The organism is Methanosarcina hadiensis (genome assembly GCF_046529725.1).
GTDB classification, from domain to species: domain Archaea; phylum Halobacteriota; class Methanosarcinia; order Methanosarcinales; family Methanosarcinaceae; genus Methanosarcina; species Methanosarcina hadiensis.
In genome coordinates, this window is sequence record NZ_CP136241.1 from 994,191 (window position 1) to 1,018,876 (window position 24,686).

Consider the following 24,686-nt stretch of genomic DNA (forward strand, 5'->3'; position numbering starts at 1 on the left):
ATGTGGGAAGAGGGTGGCACTCTGGATTACGATGAACCGGAAAAGCTTGAAAAACGGAAGGACTCAAACAAAACGGAAAGAACAGAGAACACAATAAAAGAACTTGAAAAGGAATTCAACTTCTTCGAACAGGAAGTAGGGCTTCTGGATACGGTTGGCCCAAAAGCAAGAGAGATCATAGGGCAGGACTGCAATATGGTGTCTGCATGCGTAGCCCGCCCCTATCCTCTGGTCGTTGACAGGGCAAAAGGCTCCGTAGTTAAAGATATTGACGGAAAAGAGTACATTGATTTTGTTGCAGGGATTGCTGTTATGAACGCAGGGTATTCAAACCCCGAGGTTAAAGCTGCTATCTCTGCACAGCTGGATAAAATGGTCCACTGCGGGTACGGAGACTTTTTTGCCGAGCCTCCGCTAAAACTTGCAAAAAAGCTAAGGCAACTTTCAGGTTACTCGAGAGTCTTTTACTGCAATAGCGGAGCCGAATCCGTAGAGGCTGCAATGAAACTTGCCCTGTGGAAGACAAAACGCCAGAACTTTATCGCCTTTTACAATGCTTTTCACGGCCGGACTTTAGGGGCTCTTTCCTTAACCGGTTCCAAAGTCCGGCAAAAAGAGCATTTCCCTACAATTCGCACAGTGCACACTCACTATGCTTACTGCTATCGCTGCCCCATGAAGCTTGATTATCCTTCCTGCGGGATCGAATGTGCAAAGCAGATTGAAAACCTTATTTTCCGAAGAGAATTAAGTCCTGAAGACACTGCTGCAGTTTTTATCGAACCTGTCCAGGGTGAAGGAGGCTATATAGTCCCACCTCTTGAGTTTCATAAAGAAGTAAGGAAAATATGCACGGATAATGATGTTCTCCTTGTAGCTGACGAAGTTCAGACAGGCTGTTTCAGGACAGGCCCTTTCCTTGCCATGGAAAATTTTGACGTAAGGGCTGATATTACCTGTCTTGCAAAAGCCCTTGGAGCAGGCCTTCCAATTGGCGCGATGCTTGCAGACAGCCATCTTATGGACTGGCCTCCGGGTGTCCATTCAAATACTTTCGGAGGAAATCTCCTCTCATCAGCCTCAGCCCTTGCTTCCCTTGAGTTCCTGGAAAAAGAAGATACAGAAAATCACGTGCGGGAAATGGGTGTTCATATCCGGCACCGCCTCAGGGAGCTTCAGGAAAATTTCCCCTGCGTAGGAGATGTCCGGGGGCTCGGCCTGATGATAGGCGCAGAAATTGTAAAACCTGATGAATCCATAGACCCGATCCTGAGAGACCGGATAATCAGGGAAGCCTTTAAAGACGGAATCCTGCTGCTTCCATGCGGGGATTCAGTAATCAGGTTCTCTCCACCCCTTGTAATGACCGATGAAGAAGCCGACCTCGGGCTCGATAAATTCGAAAAAGCGCTGAGAAGAGCGGTGAGATAAAAAGGTATAAAATTAACAGGTAAAAACTCGCATAACTCAGAAAACCTGTACAATTTAGTGTAACCCGTATAATTGAGCGTTAAACTTTAGCTAGCTGTGCGTTAAAAAGACTGCTGGGATTCTTATGATAAAGGAGCCGGAGAAAATCAGAATTTTATAGTCCCCGGTCTTTTTGCCTCATGTACAGCAGAGCTTCTGGAATAAAAATAACCCTGAATTCAACTGCATCCTCATGAATTTAATTTCCCTAACTTTATTCTTCATCAATCTCTGAAAATAGCCTTTTTTCCAATCTATTTTCTCTGTAAGCAATTCTTCTTTTGGAATACCTTCCTCTATATCCGCAGATTATAAAGATGCAGTCCAGTTTAGTGAAGTATTCACATTTCCTGCATTCCATAAGTCCGATATTTTCTCCTTTCCCAGGACAATTTTCAACCCATCCTTCAAGCAATAGAAACACCTCTTAATTTGAGAATGGACGAATTTATTTCCTTTTAGTAAGTAAACAAATCTTACGGCTTATATTCAAAGAAAAAGTTTCGGATATAGTATTTTTAATCTCTGTCCTGTATAACTGGAAAGTATTTTTATGTAATGGTGACATATTTAATAACATGGATTATAAGAACAGTGACCGGTTTGAGAACGAGGGTTCTGTTTTAATTATTTTTATAACTATTTTTGCAATAGCAGTAAGCCTTTTAGGGATATTGGTGTCTATATTTTGATTTCTTTTATATGAACCAATAAAAAACGTCTACTTTTATTCGGGCTGGAGAGAGAGTTAAGAAGAACGTTTTGGAAAAAAGTGAGCGTTTTTGGCCTGATAAAAATAGATAGTAGGGCAGCTTCACTGCTCGGGTTTAATAGTAACTTCAAGCATTTTCTTGCTTTCCGCCCTTCTCTTGCTTTCTGCTCTTCTTTCCGCCCTTCTCTTGCTTTCTGCTCTTCTTTCAGTCCTTATTTCTCTTTTGTTTCACTTTCAGCCGGTCTGAGAGTGAGCATCCTGCTCTCAACAAGCCCTACCGGAAAGTCTGCGCCAAGCGCGAGAGAGCCGATTTTATCTCCTGCAAGAGTTCTCCCAGCAAGGTCAGGTTTAATCTCAAGCCCGATTCCTGCAGGCATTTCAGGCTTTTCAATTTTAAGCCCGCTTAATGGGCTTGAGAGAGAAGCTGATACAAGCCCGAGGGTAGAATCGGAAACAAGCCTCGGAACGGATTCAGGGCTCAGGCGGGAATGCCCGGGAGAAGAAAGCCCGAGGTCCCTCTCAGGAGAGAGTCTGTTATTGAAGTCAGGTAAAAGTCCTCTGAACTGGTCAAGAGCAGAACATGAAAACGTAGCTGATTCGTAAGTATGAGTAAGCTGCGCTGCAGGTAGTTTTTCATGATTTTCGCTGGCTGCACGGTCAGAAGAATGCGAAGCTAAAACAGAACCTTCGGATTTGCTGCTTTTCATAGCTTTAAGGATTGTCATGATGGTATATCAATTATACTGGGGCTTTTCCTGCTCATTCTGTTGTAATGGGGAAAGCAGGGATGCGGAGCTTTAGAGCCCGTTCGTCACGATCTAATGAAGCATAACGAACTCGATGAACTGTAACGGACCGGGTTCGAAATTTGAACATATGCACACGTGTCTTTCCTGATCCCTTTATACGAACGATTATTCTACAGAATACCTGGACCTTAATTTAAATTTAACGTTCTATAAGAACATTAATTTATATTTAGAGTTATATAAGAAGCTCAATTTTTATTTAGGGTTCTATATGAAGCTTAATTTAAATTCTGGGGTCCGCACCGGCTTTAATAAGCAAATCTACAATTTCGTTAAATCCTATTTCTGCTGCCATATTCAGAGCAGTTTTGTTATTTTTGTCCTGAATGTTAAGATCTACACCGGCTTTAATGAGGAGTTCAACTATATCCTTACGCCCAGTCTGTGCCGCAAATATCAAAGCGGTAAGCCCGTATTCATTCTGGATGTTGAGGCTGGCACCACCTTCAATAAGCAAATCTGCAATGTCCCTGTACCCTCTGTCTGCTGCATACATCAAGGCAGTATTGCCGTTTTTGTCCTGAATATCAAGGTCGCTACCTGCATTGACAAGCAGCTCAACAATACCTTTATGACCGATTTTTACTGCCTCATGCAAAGCTGTGCTGCCGCCTTTATCCTGGAGGTTAAGGTCTGCACCGGCTTTAATAAGCAGCTCCACAACATCCCTCTGTGCCCTGTCTGCAGCACAGATCAAAGCCGTTTCACCGTTCCTGTCCTGGACGTTAAGGTCTGCACCGGCCTCAATAAGCTGATCAGCAATATTCCTGTATCCTACCTTTACTGCAAACTTCAAGGCAGTCTCTCCGTTTTTATCCTGATGGTTGAGATCTGCGCCATTTTTAATGAGCAGGTCAACAATGTCACCACGCTCAACCTTCACCGCAGAAATTAAAGCAGTATCGCCGTTCTCGTCCTGGATATTGAGATCGGCACCGCCTTCGATAAGCAGTTCTATAATGTCCCTGTACTCCTTGTTCGCTGCAGAAACCAGAGCAGTTCTACCATAAACATCCTGCGAGTTAATATCGATTTTATTGCTTTTCAAAAGTTTTTTTACGTTTTCTGTCTGCCCTAATCTGGAAGCCTCTAAAAAGTTCTGGTTTTTATCTTTGCCAAATAAATTAGATATAAAGTCCATCAATATTTTCTCCTAAAACCTCTCACATTTTGCCGTCTGCCAGAATGCTGCTGTCTTTTATTTTTAATTGAAACACGCAATTAAAAGAATACGCTGTCCATTACTAAGATCACAGAACTATGCAACTATATGTCCGCCTGGTTTATGAATTGTTTTCTTAAATCAGGAAATTTTTACGTTAACAATGAAATGCAACAATATCCGGTTCAACGTCGGACATTATGATTTCACAACGCCATGGCTCCAAAAAAACAATATTACTATATGATCAGACAAACTTAATGAGTATGTCTGGAAAGATTTGTAGCTTTCTTCAGCCAATCAATCCGACTTATGGGTATATCTGCCATTTTTTTCTTTTTTTCCATACTCTGTGAATGTTAGTGAATTATTGATCAATTTCGAAAGACTAATATATAAAATTATTATAGTACGCATTAACTGATTTACTTATGTATATATTTAACATAATCCAAATTCTTCGTTTATCCAGTTCATCAATGAGTAAATAACTGGCTTTTTTTGGTTAATGTCCTGAAATAATTGTCATTTAATTATATTCTATCGCTTTCATTCCTTTTCAAGTATATCATCACTTGAAAATAAAAGAATGTCTTCTTTCCACTATCCAGTGTTTATTCAAGGCTGCTCAAAGCTGCGATAAAATTTTGATTTCAATCTTAATGGAGCTTAAATTATGAGTAAAAGGCGTCGTTATTCATGGTAAAATAGTTAATAAGGATCTGAGGAGTTCAATGGATGATGTGGGTTTAGTTGAGAATACAGGTTTAATTGAGAATGAGTGTCTTATTGAGAGTACAGGTTTTATCGAGAATACAGGTTTAATTGGTAATAAAGGTTTTATTGAGAATACAGGTTTGACGGAGAATATAATTTCCGAATCGGTACCAGTAAACAGGTATCTCTGGGTTGATCTGATCCGGATAACAGCTATATTTGCAGCTGTGGCGATCCATGTTGACAATTTCAGTTCTTCCTGGAACCAGATTCCATGGATGGACTGGTGGGCAGCTAATGTATATAATGCAATAATACGTTTTGCGGTCCCTATACTGTTTGTCCTTAGCGGTTATCTTTTGCTGGATAAGCAGGAAGATGATCTGGCCTTTTTTTCAAAAAGACTCCGAAAGGTCGTTATACCTCTGATTGCATGGTCAATGATATACATGATATTTTCAAACAAATATGATGTATTCAGTATATTTACTGAGGATTTCGTGCAAAGGTTTCTGGCTAACAGGGTTTTTTATCACCTTCATTTCCTGTACTCGATCATTGGATTATATATAATAACACCTGTATTGCGCAGAGTTCTGGCACATGTGACTATGCATGACATTTATTTTTTCCTTGCATTGTGGTTTTTATTCACGCCTTTCAACCAGTTAATTCAGTTTTTCGGATACGATATTGGAATACCCCTGGAAATCGCAACTGGAAACCTCGGTTTGTATATTGCCGGACATGCTATTAAAAATACCAGGATAACCAGTAAAATAATTTTTCTATCTTTTATGGTAGTAACTGGCTCGATAATGCTCATGTCCTTTGGAACCTATTTTATGAGCCTGAGTATCGGAGAATACGATAATCAATTTATGTCAATGAACATAACGCAAACAATGTATGCGATATGCCTTTTCATCCTGCTTCGGGAAGCTGCAGAACGGATGTCTCTGGTCACCCCATCCATAATGTGTAAGATTATAAATGCCGTTGCAGGTGCTTCCCTCGGGATATACCTCATTCACCCAATGCTGTTGCATTATTACGTACATTACAGATTATACGATGTTTTTTTATTGTCTCCTTCTTACCTGGGCCTTGCATTATTTATTCCGATGGTTACGGCTTTATTGTTCATTGCATCCCTGATTATCGTAACGATAATGAAAAAAATACCCCTGGTCAGGATAATTGTACCTTGAGGGTAATGCCTTAATTCCTTTATCCTGGATTAATTACCATTAATCCTGGATTCGCAGAATACTTTTCCCTGCTTTGCAGCTTCATTTCGCGGGCTGAGCTTCAGGGCATGCACGTAGCATTTGAAAGCCTCACCATATTCGGAAAATTCACATAGCAGGTCTCCTCCGGTGAGAAGTGAGTTAAGATGGTCAGGGTCGCTTTCAAGAGCCATTTTATAGGCTTCGAGGGCTTTTTCTTTTTTCCCGATTTCCAGAAGCACGTTGCCTTTCCAGTACCAGGTCTCGGCATTGTCAGGTCTCATAATTGGGGCTTTGTTTCGTGAGAAGAAGCTGAATCTCGGAAGTTTGCATGCCCAATCCGAAGCCTGTTTGGGCTCGGCTGCAAGAGCTCTGTCGAAGGTTTCCAGGGCTTTTTCCGGAAGCCCCATCCTGAAGTAAACGATTCCTTTGCTGGTCAGGATTTTAGGGGACTCGGGATCGAGAGAAAGAGCCTTTTCAAAGGCTTCTAGAGCTTCTTCGTTTCTGCCCATGGCAGAGAGCACAAAGCCTCTGTTAGACAATTCGGTCGGGCTTTCATGTTTAATTTCAAGAGCCGAATCAACAATATTCAGGGCTTCCTGAAGCCTCCCAAGTTTGAAAAGAGACATTCCGCAGAAAGACCGGGCTTCCTGAGCTTTTTCAAAGAACTCTTTTCCTCTCTCCTGTTTCCCTTTTTCAATAAGCAGGCCTGCCATTTTCTTCCACGCTTCTTCCGCTTCCCTGTAAGAAGCAAGAGCCTCTTCATATTTGCCCATCTGGAAAAAAACCCTGGCTTTTTTGTAATTCTCCTCAGCCAGTTTATCAAGGTCTCTGAGTATGTTTGCCATTTTTGTTACCTTTGCCATTTTTTGTCTTATACTATCAGCAGTAAAAATAATCAAGTGCCGGTTTTCAGAACACGAACAGCATTCCGTCCACAATTTGTACTCTGAATGATTTTCTTTAAAGCAGAAAACTATCCTTATAAGAATTGATATAATAATATAATAACATTGAATGTACTTGGCAGCGCCTGGCAGGATGTTCGCTTTATTGATGCAGGATGTATCACAGGTCCATGTATACTATTATGTATCCCGTAATGTACCTTATCAGTTGTCTTTGCCCGGTAAGCTGGTTACAGGCTGTGTTTATAATATCTAAAACTGAAATCTTAAGGTAACGACGAACATTAAATGTGATGGAATAATTGGGAGTAAAAGGCTGGGAATAAAAGGTTGGGAGTAAAGGTTGGAAGTAAAAAATTGCGAAATGATAGAAGAATAAAATTTGTGGAAAAAGTGAGAATTATATTTGTAAAACAAAAATGAGAATCTAATACAAAAATGAGAATCTAATTTGTGAAAAAAGATTAGAGGAAAAGAATTTTACTCTTCTCCTATCCATTCTTTGACTTTTTCAGGGTTGTTTTCAACCCATTTTGCTGCGGCTTCTTCAGGAGCCATTCCGCTTTCAATGTCCATCATGACAGCCTGGATATCGTCATGGGTCCACTGGAAACGGGTCAGGATGCCGTAAAGATCTGGCTTTTCTTCTTCAAGGCCCTGTCTTGCAAGAGTTTCGACGTGGTCAGCTTCTCCATAGGCACCTTTCGGGTCATCCAGGTATTTAAGGTCCCAGCGGTTAAAAGCCCAGTGTGGGGACCAGAGGGTCACAACTGTCCATTCTTCTGAGTCCACCGACTTCTTCAGGGAAGCGGTCATTGCGGCACTGCTGCCTGAAACAAGTTCCATGTCAAGGTCGTATTCATTGATTGCGGTTTCCGAAGCCTGCATAATGCCTGCTCCAGGATCAATGCCAATGATCTGGCCGTTAAATTTATCTTTTTCGTTATTGAGCTCTTCGATGGAATCAATGGTTACATAAGATGGAACGGCAAGCCCTATCTTGCAGTCTTCTAGGTTGGTCTGGACGGAATCGATCCTGTTGCCGTAAGTTTCCCAGTAGTTCTGGTGAGTATAGGGAAGCCATGCCGAGGTGGTAAAATCAAACTGCCCGTCAGCAACTCCCTGATAAAGGGGACCTGCATCAACTGCAATAATTTCTACGTCTTCGTATCCTGCCTGTTCAAGGACCTGCTGCATCACATTGGTACTTGCAATTTCCCCGTCCCATAAGACATATCCTATCTTAACTGGTTCGCTGAATTCTGATGTCTCACCTGGAGGGGCTGACTCTGCCCCTTCTACGTTTTCATTTCCCTGTTCTGTACAGCCTGCTGTAAAGAAGGAAAGTCCTATAATCAGAACGATTGCCAGAACCGATCCGAATTTTTTTCCTTTGAGGTTTAACTTTAGATTTTTCAAATTATCTACAACCTATTTTCGTTTTCTTCGATTTTGGTTTACTTTTTGGTTTTCTTTTAGTCTTTTGATTAATTCAGGGTTTGAATGATAACACACCATCTTTTGAGGTATAGAGGGTGCCCCTGTTAATGTGAGAAATGTCCTGATCCCGAGCCCGTTTCAGGTGAAAACAGGATCGAAATTCAGGACTGGAATATTTTTGACTGAAATATTTTAACTGAATCTCCTGAACCAGAATATTTTGAGCCAGGTGTTATTACCTAGGGCTTAGATGCTGGGTGATCCTGTCAAGGACAACCGCGATTATAACAATTGCAAGCCCTGCTTCGAAGCCCATGCCTATGTCCACTCTCTGGATTCCGAAAAGAACCTGATAACCGAGCCCGCGGGCTCCTATCATGGCTGCAATGACCACCATGGAGAGCGAGAGCATAATGCACTGGTTAACCCCTGCCATTATTGTTGGGAGAGCAACAGGCAATTCCACTTTGGTTAGCTTCTGCCAGCCTGTGGAGCCGAAAGCATCAGCAACCTCGGTAAGCTCTTTTGGGACCTGCCTGATCCCGAGATTTGTAAGCCTTATTGCTGGAGGCATTGCAAAGACAACGGTTGCGATCATGCCTGGCACATTTCCGAGCCCGAAAAAGATCAGGGCAGGGATCAGGTAGACAAAAGACGGCATGGTCTGCATAAGGTCAAGCAGGGGTTTTGTCAGGTGGTAAGCAATATCGTTCTTTGCAGAGAGGATGCCTGCTGGAATACCTGTAATGAGAGCGAGCAGGGTAGAAGAGAGCACAAGGGCAAGTGTCTCCATGGAGAGTACCCAGAGCCCCATGTTGTGGATAAGGAAAAACCCGAACGCAGTTCCGGCTGCAAGCTTGATATTGCGCTTTCCTGCAAAGTATGCAAGCAGGGAAATTGCGAGTATGAAAAGCTCAGGAGGCAGGAAAAGCAGGGCGTCTTTTAAACCCGCTATAAGGAAGTCAAGCTTCTCACTTATAAGGTCAAGAATGGTGCCGAAACTGTCTTCAATCCAGTCTACGGCAAACTCGACAGCGTCTCCGACCGGGAGTCTCGGAATCAGCATATTTTCACCTCCTGACCTGAAACTTCATCAGACCTGGTTGTGCCCCTGTTTGTTTTTGCTTCAGCGGGTACAGGTCCGCTGTCAGTTCCGCTGTTTATTACACTGTCCGGAAAGCAGACGCCTTCAGATGGAGGCCCGGCTTCACCTTTATTCTTGCCGATCAGAACGGTTTTCTCGGGAGGCTTCTCTCCAGAAATATTTTCTTCTGAATTTCGGTCTTCTGAATCCATTCTTTCTGAAGTTTCATGCTGCTTGTTTTCTCCTGACATTGCAAGAGCACCAAGTACGCTGCCTCTCACGATGATTCCGAGCAGTTTTCTTGAGTCATTGACCACTGCAAGAGGGTACTGGCTGTCTGCAATCAGGGGGATTATTTCGTTAAGGGGCAGATCAGGAGCCACGCAGGGGATTTCCGAAACCATTACTGACTCCAGGCTTTTTCCTGCTTTCAGAGCTTCAAGGGCATCCTTTATCATAAGTATGCCTTTCAGGCGCCTGTTCTTTCCTTCAACCACATAAATCGAGGAGATTCCGTGGTCTTTCATCAGCTGGATGGCAACCCTTGGCCCGGAATTGACGGAAACTAATGGTTCAGGCCGTTTCATAACAGATTCGGCATTAAACACTTTTGACCTGTCAACGCCTGCAACGAACTTTGAGACATAGGAATCAGCAGGTTCTGTAAAGATTTCTTCCGGAGTCCCTATCTGCACAACTTCCCCGTCTTTCATAAGGGCAATTCTGTCGCCTATTTTCAGGGCTTCGTCCAGGTCGTGGGAGACAAAGATAATGGTCTTCTGCACCCTGTCCTCAAGTGCGAGAAGCTCGTCCTGCATATCGCTCCTGATAAGCGGGTCAAGGGCACTGAAAGCCTCGTCCATGAGCAGGATGTCAGGGTCATTCGAAAGTGCTCTCGCAAGCCCGACCCTCTGTTTCATGCCTCCGCTGAGCTGTGTTATTCTGCTGTTTTCATGGCCTTTGAGCCCCACGGTCTCTATGGCTTCAAGAGCCTTTGAATAACGCTCTTCTTTAGGGATCCCCTGAATCTCAAGCCCGTAAGCTACGTTGTCGAGCACGGTCCTGTGCGGGAGCAGGGCAAAATTTTGAAAGACCATCCCAAGTTTGTTCCTGCGGGTTCTTCGCAGTTCTTCGGGACTCATTCCGGTAATATTCTGCCCATCGATAAGGATATCTCCTTCAGTCGGCTCGATAAGGCGGTTCAGACAGCGCAAAAGAGTGGACTTTCCGGAACCCGAAAGTCCCATTATTACGAAAATCTCTCCGTCGTAGACCTCAAAGTTAACATTGTTGAGCCCTATGGTCTGTTTTGTTTTTTCAAAAATTTCGTTTTTGGATAAGCCTCTGTTCAAAAGTGAAACCGCTTTTTTCGGATTCTTGCCAAAAACTTTCGTGACGTTTCGTACCTTTATTTTTACTTTTTTTTCCATGATAATACCCCGGTTTTTTCCGAAGGCGTTTCAAAAATAATAAAAAGTTTTCACAAAAGGTCATTTATTGTTACAGGATTGCAACAAAAGCCAGAAATCAAAACCAAATACTATTCAAACTTATTCTGAACTCTGTACTATTGATTTCCGAGAACCGGAAATATAGTTTTTAGAGAACCTGTGATATTTACGGGTTAATCTGTTTATTTTTCTGATTGTTATATTTTAACCAATTATATATAATATTTTTGCGAAATCTTTATATATAATTTGATTCTGGAGGTATAAAATTGGCATAAATATCTTATGGATTTGTGACGTAAATGTATGAAATTTACTATTAATTTAACATATTAATGTTTCAGAAAAGTAGTCTGGCTGTACGTTTCATCAATATAATGCTCTGATTTTATAATGCAAGTGATATCTATGTCTATTATTTATCTATATCTATTATCTGTCAATATCTATTATCTATCTATGTCTATTATATTACTGGGCATTCACCGGACTCGCTTAAATGTTGTATGTCCTTTACATGTTTGTATTCGTAAATGAATTATATTTTTAAAAGGGGTCTTTTCTCTACTTTATTAAGGTCGCTCTCCGGAAGAAAACATTTAATTGAAAGTTTTATATATTAAAAGACTGAAAAAATAGCGAAAACCCGTAGAATCAGGAAAGTCATCGCAACACTTATACATGTCTTATGACATTTACTCGCAGGTTCAGATGATGAAAGCAGTACTAGGATTAGAAGACGGAACAGTTATTAAGGGCACCGGTTTTGGTGCTGAAGGCACAGCTTGCGGCGAACTCGTTTTTACCACTCAATTCACAGGATATGAGGAGGCTCTGACTGACCCTTCCTATAAGGGCCAGATTTTGATGTTTACTAACCCTCTTATAGGGAACTATGGGGTCAGCGGAGAGAGGTTCCAATCCGACAACATCCATGCTGAAGGGCTTGTTGTCAGGGAGGCCTGCAAAAACCCCTATCACTACAAATCCACCCGTTCTATCCACAAATTTTTGGAGGATGAAGGAAAACCTGGGATCGAAGGCGTGGACACCCGTATGCTCACAATAGGAGCAAGGGAGCACGGGACCATGCGTGCAGCCCTTATCACTGGCAGTGACGATGGGGAAGAAGCCGTTGATGTGGCAAGGAACTTTCCGCAGGTAACGGACGAAGAACTTATTGCACGCGTAACATGCAGGGAACCCCACTTTATCCAGGGAGCACCCGGCGCCTGGAAGGGAAGCGGCAAACCCAAACATGCGGTTGTGGTCGACCTCGGCATAAAGAGGAATATCATAAACAACCTGCACAGGAGGGGAATTGATCTTACCCTGGTTCCTGCAACCACAAAACCGAAAGAAATTGCAGGCTATGAACCTGACATGCTCTTTATCTCAAACGGGCCCGGAGACCCGGAAAAAGCAACTGATGCAATCAATGCCGTAAAAGCCTTTGCAGGCACGATCCCTGTTGCAGGGATCTGTTTCGGGCACCAGATCATTTCCCTTGCAATGGGAGCAAGGACATATAAACTCAAATTCGGGCACAGGGGAGGAAACCAGCCTGTAAAGGACCTTATCGAGAATAAAATTTTCATAAGCTCGCAGAACCACGGATATGCTGTCGATGCTGATTCCCTTGAAGGGACAGGGCTCTATGTAAAGTACCTGAACGCAAACGACAAAACCGTTGAAGGGGTTTCCCACAAAGACCTGGACATTTTCAGTGTGCAGTTCCACCCTGAAGCCCAGGCAGGCCCTCTTGATACCGAGGAAACGTTCTTTGGCAAGGTCGTGAAGGTCCTCGGAGGGGATCTCTGATGCCGAAACATGAAGATATTAAGAAAGTTTTGCTTATAGGTTCAGGACCGATCACAATCGGGCAGGCTGCAGAGTTTGACTTCTCAGGAAGCCAGGCGTGCAGGTCTTTAAAAGAAGAAGGCGTGCAGGTTGTGCTTGTAAACTCAAACCCTGCAACCATTATGACCGACCCGGAAATGGCGGATTCGGTCTATATTGAGCCCCTGGATGCAAAGATCATTGAAAAAATCATTGAAAAAGAACGCCCTGACGGGATAATTGCAGGCATTGGCGGGCAGACTGGCCTTAATATTACCAGTGAACTTGCAGAAATGGGAGTTTTTGAAAAATACGGTGTTCAGATCCTCGGGACTCCTGTAGAAGCCATCAAAAACACGGAAGACAGGGAACTTTTCAAGGAGACCATGCTCAGCATAGGGGAAAAAGTGCCTCTGAGCAGGGCAGTCCATTCCTTAAAAGAAGCCGAAGAAGTTGTCGAAGAACTCGGCCTTCCACTTATTATCCGCCCGGCTTACACACTCGGCGGAGCTGGCGGCGGAATTGCCCGCACGAAAGAAGAACTCCTTGAAATTACGGAACGCGGGCTCAGGCGCAGCCGCATTAACCAGGTGCTTATCGAAGAAAGCGTTCTCGGGTGGGCAGAAGTTGAATACGAGGTCATGAGGGATGCAAACGATACCTGTATCGTTATCTGTAACATGGAAAACATCGACCCCATGGGAGTGCACACAGGAGAATCGGCAGTAGTTGCCCCGTCCCAGACCCTCTCAGATGCAGAGCACCAGATGCTCAGGAGCGCCTCAATTAAGATCATTCGTGCCCTCAAGATCGAAGGGGGATGCAATATCCAGTACGCCTTAAAAGAAGGCGACTACAGAATTGTCGAGGTAAACCCGAGGGTTTCCAGGTCTTCAGCCCTTGCATCCAAAGCAACAGGCTATCCGATTGCCCGCGTAACCGCAAAGATTGCAATAGGGATGACCCTTGACGAAATCATAAATAACGTTACCAAGAGCACGCCTGCCTCTTTTGAACCTGCTCTTGACTACGTGATTACAAAAATCCCAAGGTGGCCTTTTGACAAGTTTACCACCGCAGACAAGACCCTGACCACAGCCATGAAAAGCACTGGAGAAATCATGGCAATTGGCAGGACAATTGAAGAGTCCCTCCTGAAGGCTTTCAAGTCTCTTGATATTGATAACCAGTTAGGGATAAAACATTGGGACGAGCCCGAGATTAAAACTCTTCTCAAGACCCCTACAAGCGAACGCCTTTTTGTTATCTTCCACGCGCTTGAGAGGGGAATGTCGATAAAGGAAATTTCCGAACTCACGAGCATCAATCCTTTCTTCATCTCAAAAATAAAAAAGATAGTTGAGATGGAAAAGCGCATCAGGACAGAAGAACTGACCCCTGAGTTCCTGCGCGAAGTAAAAAGGATGGGCTTCCCTGACAGCCGCCTTGCAGAACTGACCGGGAAAACTAGGGAGCAGATAAGCGATCTCAGGCACGACGCAGGAGTTTTAGCCACTTTCAAGATGGTCGACACCTGTGCAGCCGAGTTCGAAGCAGCAACTCCTTATTACTATTCCACTTACGAAGACACCTGCGAGACAAACTCCTCAGACAAAAAGAAAATCCTCATTCTCGGTGCAGGACCTATCAGGATCGGACAGGGCATTGAGTTCGACTACTGTACCGTTCATGCAGTAACCGCACTCAGGGAAGAGGGCATAGAGACCCATATTATTAACAACAACCCTGAAACCGTGTCAACTGACTTTGACACTTCGGACAAGCTCTTTTTTGAACCACTCACAATGGAATACGTGATGAACGTGATCGAACGTGAGAGGCCTGACGGTGTCCTTGTGCAGTTCGGAGGGCAGACCTCGGTTAACCTTGCACTCCCCCTGAAAAAGGAATTAAAGCGCAGGACGGACCTCGATACCGTGATCATGGGAACGGATCCCGAAGACATGGACCTTGCCGAAGACAGGGAAAAATTCTACCTCCTCATGCAGAAACTCGGAATCCCGCAGCCAGAAGGAGGGTATGCAACCTCACAGCAGGAAGCAATTCAGGTTGCACAGAGGATTGGTTTCCCTGTACTTGTGCGCCCCTCTTATGTTCTGGGCGGAAGGGCAATGGAAATCGTCTATGACGAAATCGACCTCGAGCGCTACATGAAAGAGGCAGTAAGGGTTTCTCCCGAACACCCTATCCTTATAGATGATTTCCTTGAAGGAGCCTGTGAAATCGACGTCGACGCAGTCTGCGACCAGAAAGACGTGCTTATCGGCGCAATCATGGAGCACATCGAAGAAGCCGGTGTCCACTCCGGAGACTCTGCCTGTGTTATCCCGCCGCAGTCTCTCTCTCCTGAGGTTCTTGACCAGGTCAGGGACTATACCCGCAAGGTTGCCCTGGCTCTCAGGGTCAAAGGACTGATTAACCTGCAGATGGCAGAAAAAGGCGGGAAGGTCTTTGTTCTCGAAGCAAATCCGCGTTCAAGCAGGACAATTCCTTTTGTCTCAAAAGCAGTCGGAATTCCGCTTGCAAAAATCGCAGCCAAAGTGATTGCAGGCCACAGCCTGAAAGAACTCGGTTACACTGACGAGCCAAAACCAAAGCATGTCTCGATTAAAGAAGTCCTCCTGCCCTTTGACAAGCTTCCGGGAGCAGACCCTGTCCTCGGACCGGAAATGAAGAGTACGGGAGAAGTCATGGGTGTTGACTACGACTTCGGAAGGGCATACTATAAGGCAGAACTTGCAGCCGACAACCTCCTGCCCCTTACAGGAAAGGTTTTCCTTTCAATAAGGAACGCTGACAAGCCCGAGCTTGTGGAAGCTGCCAGGAAACTGCAAGCAGCAGGCCTTGAACTCATGGGCACAAGGGGCACTGTGAACTACCTTGCACAGCACGGCATCTTCATGGACACGGTTAAGAAAGTGCACGACGGAAGCCCGAACGTTATCGATATGATGCGCAGGGACGAAGTCGACCTTATCATTAACACCCCCACAAACAAGATGTCACGCAGGGACGGCTACAGGATCAGGCGTGCGGCTGTCGACTTCAAGGTCCCTTACATCACCACGATCCAGGCAGCAGTTGCAGCGGCTGATGCTATTGAGACTATGAAGAAAGGACAGGACCTTACAATCAAATCCATCAACGAATACCACAAAGAGATGGAACAGAAACAACAGTAAGGTAAAGAAAAGATCTTTCGAAAAAAATCTGTCAGCAGGTAACTCTTAAAGGAGTGCCTGTTAAAGAGTACTGCTTAAAAAACCGTTGTGGTAACGGAAAATTTCATTTGAATCGCAGCCGGCTGGGTGGCTTTCCATCCTCCGGCAAAACATAATTAGTTTTTGAATCTACCAGCTGTTAGCTGTCAATTTACAGGATTAAACTTGCTGCTACCAAAATTATTAAACTTATTAATCTTATTAACCCATTAGCAAATCAATCTATTAAATAGATCAATTTGTTAACTTATTGATTCGTTAACACGTCAAAATGACACGTCAATCCGTTAGCAGATCAGTTCATTAATATATTAATTCATTAGCCTGTCATTTAATTGACGCGCCAATCTTTCGATTCTTATCACATATCCGCTAAAAGGGGTAGTAAAAGCATGGTAAAGAAAGTTGCACTTGCATATTCCGGTGGGCTTGACACCTCTGTGTGCATCCCAATCCTCAAAGAAAAGTACGGTTACGATGAAGTAATTACAATTTCGGTTGACGTCGGCCAGCCCGAAGAAGAAATCAAAAAAGCTGATGCAAAAGCCCAGAAAATCAGCAACAAGCACTACACAATCGATGCAAAGGAAGAGTTCGTAAAAGACTACATCTTCCCCCTGATAAAAGCCAACGGAAACTACGAAGGCTATGTTATGGGCACATCCGTAGCCCGCCCCCTGATCGCCAAAAAAGTGGTGGAAGCAGCCATTAAAGAAGGTGCAGTTGCCCTTGCCCACGGCTGCACAGGAAAAGGAAACGACCAGCTCCGTTTTGAAGCCATCTTCCGCCAGACTGACATGGACGTTATCGCCCCCATGCGTGAAATGAATCTGACCCGCGAATGGGAAATCAATTACGCAAAAGAGCACGGGATCCCTGTCGAAGCCACAAAGTCCAAGCCCTGGAGCGTTGATGAAAACATCTGGAGCCGCAGCATCGAAGGCGGCAGGCTTGAAGACCCGTCTTTTGTCCCGCCGGAAGAGATCTTCGAGTGGACCAAATCCGCAGAAGATGCCCCGAACGAGCCCAGGATCGTTGACATCGACTTTGAAGCCGGAGTACCTGTCGCAATCGACGGCGAAAAGCTCGGCGGCTACGCCCTTGTCAAGAAGATGAACGAAATTGCAGGCGAGAACGGGGTAGGCAGGACCGATATGATCGAAGACCGCGTGCTCGGCTTAAAAGCACGTGAGAACTACGAGCACCCGGCTGCAACCGTACTCCTCGCAGCCCACGCCGACCTCGAGAAACTCGTCCTGACCCGCGGGGAACTGAAGTTCAAGAAGATTGTTGAAGAGCAGTGGTCCGAAATGGCATACGCAGGCCTTGTGGACGACCCCCTGTTTGCTGACCTCAACGCGTTTATCGACAAGTCACAGGAAAGGGTTACAGGTACAGTGAAAGTGAAACTCTACAAAGGCGCACTTACTATCCTTGCCCGCAGCTCGCCAAATGCGCTTTATTCTGAGGATCTGGTTTCGTTTGACAGCCAGACCATTGACCAGAAGGATGCGGAAGGGTTTGCGAAGTATCACGGGTTCCAGGCGAGGATGTACAGGAAAGTGATGGAAAAATAAAATTTTGACGTTTTTAATTATTTGCCTGCCCTTTTTGTTTAATGGAGGGCAGGATGACTTTTTTCATTTAATTAATATTTTTTTCTATTTTATTGTTTCTGTTTGTTTTGTTTCAAGGTTCCTAACTAATTGAGTCGGGATATTACCGAAGCTATCAGAATATTGGTCTTAATTTTACCTAGTTATGGCTATCATTGAGGCTGCTGAAAATATAAAATGAATATCTATTAATAATAAACAATTGTTGGAAATTAGAAACACTATCAAAGAGAAAGCCGAAGGTTGATATTTTTGAATGAAACTACTAAAGAGACAGTTTCTCTAGGAACTAACAATAAAAATTGGATTTCAACGGTTATTTTAAAGCTAGAAAGAGGACATTGTTATTCAGAAGAGATTTCAAAAGAGATTAATTTTCAAATATTATCTAAAGTTATATCCGATATTCTAGATAACGTTAAAGGCGATGGCATAATACTGTTCCCAGCGGGTTTGATAAATGCAGGTAATGATAGAGCAAAAGTATACAGGGAAATTGTGAGACACATAACTCCTCTACTTAAAAAGGAAAAAAGAAATGTTTTTGTCTGCATTGGTATAGTTGGAGACCAGAAAGATGGATTATATGGGGATCAGATTTCTCTGGCAATAGATAAAAATGGTATTCAAGCTGCCGGTAAAAAATTTTTTCTAACAAAAAAAGAAAAAGGATATGTAACTCCAGCAGATAATTATTTAGTTGGGGAAGATGGTTTTTCACGTACTTTTGCCCTAAATGGCGTAAGATATTATTTAAGTGTTTGTTATGACATTTTTGGATTAAAAGAAGGTGGAATCGAAAACAAAAACACAGATGTTATTTTAAACCTTGTACACTGTTTTTGTCCAAAAGGCAGAAAAGATATGGAGTGTGAAGAAAAAAGCGGAGTTTCTTCAGGAGATAGTTATTATGCCAGACATGGTTTTGGAGGTGCATCAAAAAAATGGGCTTGTCCTGTATTTGGTGCGGCTGTTTTCTTTGGTCGTAAAGTTCCCGAAAAATGGCCCTCTGGCGTAATGTGGAACGGAGGAGATAAAAGTACCAAATATTGTAACTACAAAGAAATTTCTTTACAACCAACTATTTCTTTACCACCAACTGATAGATTTAATAAAAACATAAATGAATGTACAGCTTACATCAGAATTTATTGCAGCTGATTTTTTGTGATAATAATTCTATCTTTATTAATGCCCAGTCCGATTCTCTATTTCCGTTTTTTTGATCTATTTTTTGATTTTTTAGATAAATTCTGAAGCTTGTTAGTTAATACGTTATCTAGTAACCTGGGCACTCACAGGTCGACGAAGGATACCGGCTTTTTCTTAATCAACGATTACTTTAGCAATAATGTGCCTATTCAAAACATAAGTTTACTTATCTAGATCTTTGGTTAGTAGTCATTGAACTGAAAAGCTTTAACATTAAAAGAAAAGACTTAGATAGTTTGTTACTTTATTCTGTCTAAGATTTCAAATAATTACATATTATAAGTTATTTGAAAGTGAGAGAGCATGATAATCAAAAAATTAAAAATTAAAAATTTTAGATGTTTCGGACCAAAAGAGACGGTAATTGAATTTGAGAATTTAACAACTATAATTGGTGCTAATAGTAGTGGGAAGACTGCAATTCTTGATGCTTTACTTAAATTATTTGGCCGAAATGGAGAAGAAAGAGATATTAAAATTTCAGATTTTCATGTTCCAAAAGATAAAAGACCTGAGGAGATTGTTGAAAATGAATTGTACATAGAAGCTATAATTCACTTCCCAGAGTTAGTTAACGATAAAGATTGGGCAGAAAAAACTATTCCAGATTTATTCAGTAGGATGGTAGTTGATAAAGCCAGTGGAGATCCCTATGTTAGAATTCGTTTAGAAGCTCTCTGGAAAAAGAGTAATCTACCTGAAGGAGATATTGAATGCGATCTGTTGTTTATAACCAATTCAGAAGAAGATGAAATATCCGAAGAAAAAAGGTATCCTGCAAAGGTAAGCGAAATTAGATCAAATATTCAAATGATTTATGTACCTGCTATAAGGGAACCTTCATACCAACTAAGAAATGCTTCTGGAACCATACTGTGGAGAATGTTTAATGGAATTAATTGGCCTGAAGACATCAACAAGAAGATATCTGAAAAAACAGAGCCTATAAACTCTATTTTTGATAATCAGGCAGGAATTAAACAAATACAGGAAATTATTGGAACTCAATGGTCATCTTTTCATAGAGATCAAAGATATACACAAGCCAAAATAAAATTTATAAGTAACGATTTGGATGACATATTGGATAGAGCAAGTATCGAGTTTTCTCCAACAGAAATTTCAAAATCGTACAGCATCAATATTCTAGGTGAGGGTTTAAGGTTCTTATTTTACTTTTCACTAGTAAACTCATTGCTCGAAGTAGAATACTTATCCCAAAAAGGATTGAAAAAAAAAGATAACGGAGCAGTAGAAGAAAAGAAGATATTTAATTTGTCACCTCCAGTTTTAACAATTTTGGCCGTAGAAGAACCAGAAAACCATATTGCTCCTCAACTTTTAGGTAGAGTAATCGACAATATAGACCAAATAGCTAGAAAAAACAATGCCCAAGTAATTTTGACATCACATTCTCCTTCAATCGTAAAAAGGGTTGAGACTGAATCAATTCGTTATGTGAGATTAAATAAAGAAAATTTATGTACACATATAAGTAAAATTCTTCTCCCTGAAGAAAAAGATGAAATATATAAATATATTAAGGAAGCGGTTACCTCGTATCCAGAAATATACTTTGCTCGACTAGTTGTTTTGGGAGAGGGAGACTCTGAAGAGATTATAATTCCTAAAGCTATTGGAGTATTAGACTCAAAATTTGATTCCTGTGGAATTAGCATTGTACCGTTGGGAGGTAGGTTTGTAAACCATTTTTGGAAGTTGTTAACAGATCTCGATATACCTTTCATAACGCTGCTTGATTTGGACTCAGAGCGTGAAGGAGGAGGTTGGGGCAGAATAAAATATGTAATAGAACAACTCTTAGAAAATGGTTACAACTTAGAAGAGATTTTCAATTTTGAAGAAGCAAAACACTTAACGAGATTGAATCTTGAGTCTATGCACAAGTGGCCTTTGGAGACACTTGAAGATAGAGTTAAATTAATGAAATGGGTAGAACATCTCGAAGATTATGGAGTCTTCTTTTCTGATCCTTTAGATCTTGATTTCTCAATGCTTAAAGCATTTACGAGTAATTATCAAAATACTGCTCCAATTAATGGTGGACCTAGAATACCAGACAAGGTGACTGATCCAACAAACTATAAGATAAAAATGGAAACATGTATTCGTCATACACTCAAAGAAAGTGGCGGTGACGGAAATACTTTTGATAATTCAGAAAAGGAGTTAATGTTGTGGTATCCCTATTTATTTCTTGATCGTGGAAAGCCAGGAACCCATATTTTAGCAATGACAGAATTGGACAATGAATTATTTAAAAGTAATATGCCTACTTCTCTAATTAAATTGGTCCAAGAAATCAATACCAAGCTAAAGGATGACCCTTTTTCTTCTTCAGAAGGACTCAAAATATAAGGTGATCAAACTGAGAGTAACTCCTGTTGACTGGAAACCATCAAATGGTCTAATTTTAGAAGATAGGGCTCTTGAAACTGTAAAATCATCTACTAATTTTTACGTTATCGCTGGACCAGGAGCAGGTAAAACAGAATTACTTGCACAACGTGCTTGTTTCTTGCTACAAACTAATACTTGCAAAGAACCAAGAAAAATACTTGCTATCAGTTTCAAAAAAGATGCTGCGAAAAATATAGAAGAAAGAGTCAAAGGGCGATGCGGAGATGAACTAGCAAGAAGATTTATATCTAAGACTTATGATTCTTTTGCCAAAGGTTTACTTGATCACTTTCGAAAAGCACTCCCAAATGACTATAGGCTATCTTTAAACTATGAAATCGCCTCTAATCAAGAAATTATTGATCGATATTTTGGGGCGATTAGATCACTTGATAATCTGAATGTAAGTAAGGAACAAATAAATAATCTTAAAAATTATTTGGCAACTAATAAATTGCCCTTATATTCAGGTTCAAGTGGCGATATAAATGAATTAATATATGATATATGGATGTACTGTTTGAAAGGAAATGGAAATAAATCAGAAATAACTTTTCCAATGGTTTCAAGACTAAGCGAATTTTTAATAAGGTCAAATCCAAAAGTTCGTAGCTCTATCGTTGCTACTTATAGTCATATATTTTTAGATGAATTTCAAGATACTACAAGTAATCAATATGATTTAATTAAGACTTGTTTTTATAATACAGAAAACATTTTGACAGCAGTAGGGGATAATAAACAAAGGATTATGACTTGGGCTGGGGCAGACGTGGAAGTATTTAATAAATTTGAAATAGATTTTAAAGCAAAAAAATGTGAACTTCTAATGAACTATCGTTCTGCTCCGAGATTAGTTGAAGTTCAGAAAATACTAATAAAAAAATTGAGTAGTAATGAGGTAAATGTATCTACAAGCGAAAAATGGAGTAAAAACGATGGAATTTGTGAAGTGTGGAACTTCAACAACCATTTAGAAGAAGCTAAAATACTTGCTTCTAAGATTGCTCAATGGATAAATAGTGAAAAACTTAATCCAAATGATATTTGCATAATTGCGAAACAGCAGTTGGATCAATACTGCACTAGTGTGATTGAAAAATTAAATGAACATGAAGTTAGAGCAAGAAATGAGACCCTGTTCCAAGATTTAATCTCGGAAGAATTTGTACACTTAGTGCTAGACATAGTGAAGTGTTCTATATCAGAAAAATCAAGAGACGAATGGGCAAACTCAAGAGAGATGACTAGATATATTCATGGTATGTCAATTGAAGATGACCTATATTTTACGAAGTTAAGAATATTCGATAAAAATTTTAAATTTGCATTAAAAGAAATTAAAAATAAATTTTCTGGAGTTAAAAGCAAGGAAGACCTTAAAATTGCTTTGGACGAAGTAATTAATTTTTTGGGTAAAAAGAAGTTAATAGATTTTTTTCCCCAGTATAGCCAGCATAATTACTTTGAACAGATCTATAATAAATTGCATGAATATTTATGGAATGAATATTCATCATGTGGAGACTGGGTTTATGCTATAGAGTCTTTAAAAGGACTACACTCAATCCCTATTATGACTATTCATAAAAGCAAGGGTTTGGAATATGACACTGTCATTTTCATTGGTTTAGAAGACGATGCATTTTGGACCTTTAAGAGGCAAACAGAAGAAGATATATGTGCTTTTTTTGTTGCACTTTCAAGAGCTAAAAAGCGAGTTATTTTTACATTTAGTGAAACTAGGATCAATAATGGTTATATAAGAAAGCAAAGGAGAATAAATATAAACTCTCTTTACCAAATGTTAGAGCAATCTGGAGTAGTTGATGTCCGTAATTTCTGAATAAATCCTCATTTTTCCTTTCAGGTAGGTATATCTTAATCTAAAGAAGCTCTGCAAAGTATCCCTTCTAAAACTGCAAAAATCAAGGTTTTTCGTTTCGCTTTTCTTAACATTATCTTAACAAACGTGTTCGGGGTAGATTTAAGCAGACCGCCGGCAGGAAAAATATATTTCAATTGAATTGATTAAAGGGAAGATAATCATTTCGTATTCAGCGGTCCAGTTTTGGAATGATCCAATGAAAAAAAATCTTCGGTTGACAGGTTTCATTTAAATCCTAAAAATTCCCCACAAGGAAAAAGAATCGATTAATCTAAAGAAGCCCTGCAAAGTGCCCCTTATAAAGCTGAAAAAAATCACGGTTCTTTAAATTCTCTTTCTTAACTTTATCTTAACAAGCGTATTCGGGGTAGATTTAAGCAGACCGCCGGCAGGAAAAATATATTTAAACTGAATTGAAAAGAGATTTGAAGTAAAAAATAAAATTATACAACTTCAGAACTGGTAGAAGGTTTTTCAGCAATAGCCACATACTCTGCAAAGGATTCTGATTTTGGAATAGGCAAGTTGTCTTCTATCAGTCCCTGTACGTGCATCTCAATGGCTTCATAGATATTTTTCTCTACTTCTTCACGAGTAGAACCTGTGGCCACACAGCCCGGAAGGTCAGGAGAAAATGCTGAATAGTTGTCGTTTGCTTTTTCGATTACAACGAGGAAACGGTGCATGTTTAGTCCTCTCTTCTTAATTGAGCTTGTTTTAATATGCTGTTCAATGTTCCTGGAGCAAGGTCATCTCCACTATGCCCTGCAATTGTTACCCTTCCTGATTTAGTAGGGTGCTTATATTGCCGGTGGCTGCCTTTTGTTGCAGTCAGATACCAACCATCGGCTTCAAGAAGCTTTATGACCTCACGTACTTTCATTTCAATCTGTCTTCATGTATATTTAAATTTAATTAGAAAACTTGCAGAACTCGGGTAAGTGGAGTTCATTTTTTAATCTGATGACAATCCATTCATCAATAACTTCTTCCAGATTTCTGCGACATTCTTTAAGAGTTTTGCCTGTAGCCTCTGCACCCTAAAGTTTGGGAACTTCTCCATAATAGGGTTCTTCGTCGTCGATTATTTCATATTGTGCCCTTTCAAGAGCTGCATGGATGTACCGGATAAGCATAATTACACCTTTCCGAGTGTGATATATCTAGTTTTATACTGCTCAAATCTTATATAGATTCTGTGAATCGGATGATTAAGTTTTGGTTTATTGTTACTGACCGATCAGGAAATATCTTTTCTAAATCAGGATGATTTTTCCTGATCCTTAATTCGCCTAAAAAACGTTACTTTTTTCGAGAAAAACCTCGCCCAGAGGAAAAAACGCTTATCTAAAGAAGCCCTGCAATGTGCCCCTTATAATCGAGTTCGTCCCAAAACTCACTTTACTCTTACTCGTTAAACGTTTTAAGAATTGTTTTCACGATCAGTAACTTGGATTGATCATTCGAAATTCGAAAATAAGAAGAT

General features: G+C 41.2%; 16 protein-coding genes and 2 pseudogenes. 8 read left to right on the forward strand and 10 right to left on the reverse strand.

Translation table 11 applies throughout. The annotated features are described in order from the left end of the window. Entirely contained in the window at positions 1–1,431 is a 1,431-nt protein-coding gene (locus RSJ42_RS04390; RefSeq protein WP_410509464.1) for an aspartate aminotransferase family protein, read from the forward strand. 253 nt (positions 1,432–1,684) lie between these two features. Here RSJ42_RS04390 and RSJ42_RS04395 read toward each other — a convergent pair whose 3' ends face one another. The 3 genes and pseudogenes from RSJ42_RS04395 to RSJ42_RS04405 all read right to left on the reverse strand — a co-directional run. After that, on the reverse strand, positions 1,685–1,885 hold the full coding sequence (locus RSJ42_RS04395; protein ID WP_410509465.1) for a hypothetical protein: 201 nt from the start codon (positions 1,883–1,885) through the stop codon (positions 1,685–1,687). Between the two features lie 509 nt (positions 1,886–2,394). Beyond that, positions 2,395–2,907 carry a hypothetical protein gene (locus RSJ42_RS04400; RefSeq protein WP_410509466.1) on the reverse strand — a complete coding sequence of 171 codons (513 nt, stop codon included), beginning with the start codon at positions 2,905–2,907 and terminating at the stop codon, positions 2,395–2,397. A 307-nt stretch (positions 2,908–3,214) separates the two neighbouring features. Beyond that, positions 3,215–4,180 (reverse strand): annotated as a pseudogene (locus RSJ42_RS04405) (ankyrin repeat domain-containing protein); the annotation flags it as partial. 707 nt (positions 4,181–4,887) lie between these two features. Between RSJ42_RS04405 and RSJ42_RS04410 the strand changes: the two are divergent. Beyond that, positions 4,888–6,081, forward strand: a complete 1,194-nt coding sequence (locus tag RSJ42_RS04410) for an acyltransferase (protein ID WP_410509467.1) — start codon at positions 4,888–4,890, stop codon at positions 6,079–6,081. Between the two features lie 29 nt (positions 6,082–6,110). On the opposite strand, the gene RSJ42_RS04415 is transcribed toward RSJ42_RS04410, so the two are convergent. The 4 genes from RSJ42_RS04415 to RSJ42_RS04430 form a co-directional block, all read right to left on the reverse strand. Then, positions 6,111–6,947 carry a tetratricopeptide repeat protein gene (locus RSJ42_RS04415; RefSeq protein ID WP_410509468.1) on the reverse strand — a complete coding sequence of 279 codons (837 nt, stop codon included), beginning with the start codon at positions 6,945–6,947 and terminating at the stop codon, positions 6,111–6,113. A gap of 540 nt (positions 6,948–7,487) precedes the next feature. Next, a complete protein-coding gene (locus RSJ42_RS04420; protein WP_410509469.1) occupies positions 7,488–8,426 on the reverse strand; it encodes a glycine betaine ABC transporter substrate-binding protein in 939 nt (312 codons plus the stop codon). Between the two features lie 256 nt (positions 8,427–8,682). After that, the gene (locus RSJ42_RS04425; protein WP_410509470.1) at positions 8,683–9,513 is read right to left on the reverse strand and encodes an ABC transporter permease; all 831 of its coding nucleotides are present in this window, start codon (positions 9,511–9,513) and stop codon (positions 8,683–8,685) included. Then, positions 9,507–10,961, reverse strand: coding sequence for a quaternary amine ABC transporter ATP-binding protein (locus RSJ42_RS04430; RefSeq protein ID WP_410509471.1), 1,455 nt, complete (start codon positions 10,959–10,961; stop codon positions 9,507–9,509). Before RSJ42_RS04430 ends, RSJ42_RS04425 begins: the two co-directional genes overlap by 7 nt. 735 nt (positions 10,962–11,696) lie before the next feature. Between RSJ42_RS04430 and carA the strand changes: the two genes are divergently transcribed. The 6 genes from carA to RSJ42_RS04460 all read left to right on the forward strand — a co-directional run bounded on the left by carA (position 11,697) and on the right by RSJ42_RS04460 (position 23,158). Then, complete coding sequence (carA, locus tag RSJ42_RS04435; RefSeq protein WP_410510320.1) at positions 11,697–12,803, forward strand: glutamine-hydrolyzing carbamoyl-phosphate synthase small subunit; 1,107 nt, start codon at positions 11,697–11,699, stop codon at positions 12,801–12,803. Then, positions 12,803–16,024 carry a carbamoyl-phosphate synthase large subunit gene (gene carB / locus RSJ42_RS04440; RefSeq protein WP_410509472.1) on the forward strand — a complete coding sequence of 1,074 codons (3,222 nt, stop codon included), beginning with the start codon at positions 12,803–12,805 and terminating at the stop codon, positions 16,022–16,024. Before carA ends, carB begins: the two co-directional genes overlap by 1 nt. Before the next feature lie 431 nt (positions 16,025–16,455). Beyond that, on the forward strand, positions 16,456–17,640 hold the full coding sequence (locus RSJ42_RS04445; RefSeq protein WP_410509473.1) for an argininosuccinate synthase: 1,185 nt from the start codon (positions 16,456–16,458) through the stop codon (positions 17,638–17,640). A 291-nt stretch (positions 17,641–17,931) separates the two neighbouring features. Next, positions 17,932–18,840, forward strand: coding sequence for a hypothetical protein (locus tag RSJ42_RS04450; RefSeq protein WP_410509474.1), 909 nt, complete (start codon positions 17,932–17,934; stop codon positions 18,838–18,840). A 354-nt stretch (positions 18,841–19,194) separates the two neighbouring features. Further along, complete coding sequence (locus RSJ42_RS04455; RefSeq protein ID WP_410509475.1) at positions 19,195–21,270, forward strand: ATP-dependent nuclease; 2,076 nt, start codon at positions 19,195–19,197, stop codon at positions 21,268–21,270. Position 21,271: 1 nt separating this feature from the next. Beyond that, positions 21,272–23,158 (forward strand): UvrD-helicase domain-containing protein, encoded by a 1,887-nt coding sequence (locus tag RSJ42_RS04460; protein ID WP_410509476.1) that lies wholly within the window; start codon positions 21,272–21,274, stop codon positions 23,156–23,158. Between the two features lie 485 nt (positions 23,159–23,643). On the opposite strand, the gene RSJ42_RS04465 is transcribed toward RSJ42_RS04460, so the two are convergent. From RSJ42_RS04465 to RSJ42_RS04475, 3 genes and pseudogenes are all read right to left on the reverse strand, one after another. Then, positions 23,644–23,886, reverse strand: a complete 243-nt coding sequence (locus RSJ42_RS04465; protein ID WP_410509477.1) for a type II toxin-antitoxin system HicB family antitoxin — start codon at positions 23,884–23,886, stop codon at positions 23,644–23,646. Positions 23,887–23,888: 2 nt separating this feature from the next. Next, positions 23,889–24,083 (reverse strand): type II toxin-antitoxin system HicA family toxin, encoded by a 195-nt coding sequence (locus tag RSJ42_RS04470; protein ID WP_410509478.1) that lies wholly within the window; start codon positions 24,081–24,083, stop codon positions 23,889–23,891. A gap of 28 nt (positions 24,084–24,111) precedes the next feature. Next, positions 24,112–24,336, reverse strand: a pseudogene (locus RSJ42_RS04475) (type II toxin-antitoxin system HicB family antitoxin). Positions 24,337–24,686: the final 350 nt, after the last annotated feature.